The organism is Salirhabdus euzebyi (genome assembly GCF_014207435.1).
Classification (GTDB): Bacteria; Bacillota; Bacilli; order Bacillales; family Alkalibacillaceae; genus Salirhabdus; species Salirhabdus euzebyi.
The window spans coordinates 1-1,439 of the sequence record NZ_JACHGH010000026.1; the positions used below are offsets into that span (position 1 = coordinate 1).

Genomic DNA, 1,439 nt, shown 5'->3' on the forward strand with positions numbered 1-1,439 from the left:
TGAACTGTAACCCGGAAAGCGGACACTGATAAAAAGTGCCCTTTCCGGGTTTTTGTGTTTCAATATAATTAATAAAAATGGGCGGAGGACTATCATGAGTAAGAATATATATAATGAGTTTCAAATCAAAGAGCTTGAGAAAAATCCTAATATTTTGAGTGCTTCAGATAGGTCTATCTCCTATAAACCAGAATTTAAAATACAAGCAGTATCTGAATATAAAAATGGAAAAGCACCTTCGCAAATTTTCATTGAACATGGCTTTGATCTAGAGCTAATTGGTAAGAAACAGCCTAAACGTTGCCTTCAACGGTGGAGGGAAACATTTGAAAGGTTCGGAGAGGAAGGATTCCTTACGGAACGTCGAGGGAAAGGGAGTGCTGGCCGTCCTACTTCGAAACAACTTTCTATTGAGGAGAAATTAAGGAAAGCCGAGGCAAAGATTAAGTTCCTTGAGGCAGAGAATGACTTCTTAAAAAAGCTGGAAGAACTAGAAAGGCAGGCGTTGAAGAAGAAACAATTCTAAATGCAGCAGAGAAATTTTCACTCATAGAGAAAACCATAAGAACACATCAGCTAAAGAACTCTGTTTCCTACTTGTGTGAACTTGCAGGTGTAAGCCGAAGTGGCTACTACGATTGGTTAAAAGCAGCACCATTAAGGGTAAAACGTGACGAGCAAGATGAATTAGATATAGTGTTAATTAAAGAGATTTTCAATAACAATAGGGGAAAAGTAGGTGCTCTACAGATCAAATTGTTCATGGAGAATGATTATTCTTCGGTCATGAATCATAAAAAGATTAGGCGTTTGATGGTAAAATATAATCTTGTAACAAAGATTAGAAGAGCCAATCCTTATCGCAAAATGGCTAAGGCAACCAAGGAGCATCGAACTTGTCCAAACCTCCTTAATCGGGAATTCAATCAGAGAGAACCAGGAAAAGTCCTCCTTACTGACATAACGTATCTATATTACGGCAAAGGGCAGAAAGCATATCTATCCTGTATAAAAGATGGAGCAACAAAAGAAATTGTCGCTTACCACCTATCCACTTCGTTAGAAATGGATATTGTCTATAAGACGCTAAAAAAGCTAAAACTAGCCGTCGGCAATCAATTTCATCCAGAAGCCATCTTGCACTCTGACCAAGGTTTTCACTATACTTATCCCCTATTCCAAAGTAAAGTAAAGAAACTTGGTTTAAGACAGTCGATGTCCCGTAAGGGAAACTGTTGGGATAACGCACCTATGGAGAGCTTCTTTGGGACTTTTAAGGATTTGGCAGAATATAAATCATTTGATAATTTAAGAGATGTTACAAAAGAAGTAGATCGAGTAATTTACGAATATAACCATAATCGATATCAATGGGGCTTAAATAAAATGACCCCGGAAGAATTCCGGGGCCATTTAATAGCCGTATAGGCGCTTTTTTT

1 protein-coding gene is annotated in these 1,439 nt (G+C 37.9%); it reads left to right on the forward strand.

The window, feature by feature from the left end; genetic code table 11:
* The first annotated feature begins 94 nt into the window (after positions 1 to 94).
* Positions 95 to 1,428, forward strand: a protein-coding gene (locus tag HNQ94_RS19395; RefSeq protein WP_174498046.1) for an IS3 family transposase whose coding sequence is annotated in 2 segments (ribosomal slippage) — positions 95 to 467 and positions 467 to 1,428 — 1,335 coding nt in all. Because the reading frame shifts where the segments join, the coding sequence is not laid out codon by codon here.
* Positions 1,429 to 1,439: the final 11 nt, after the last annotated feature.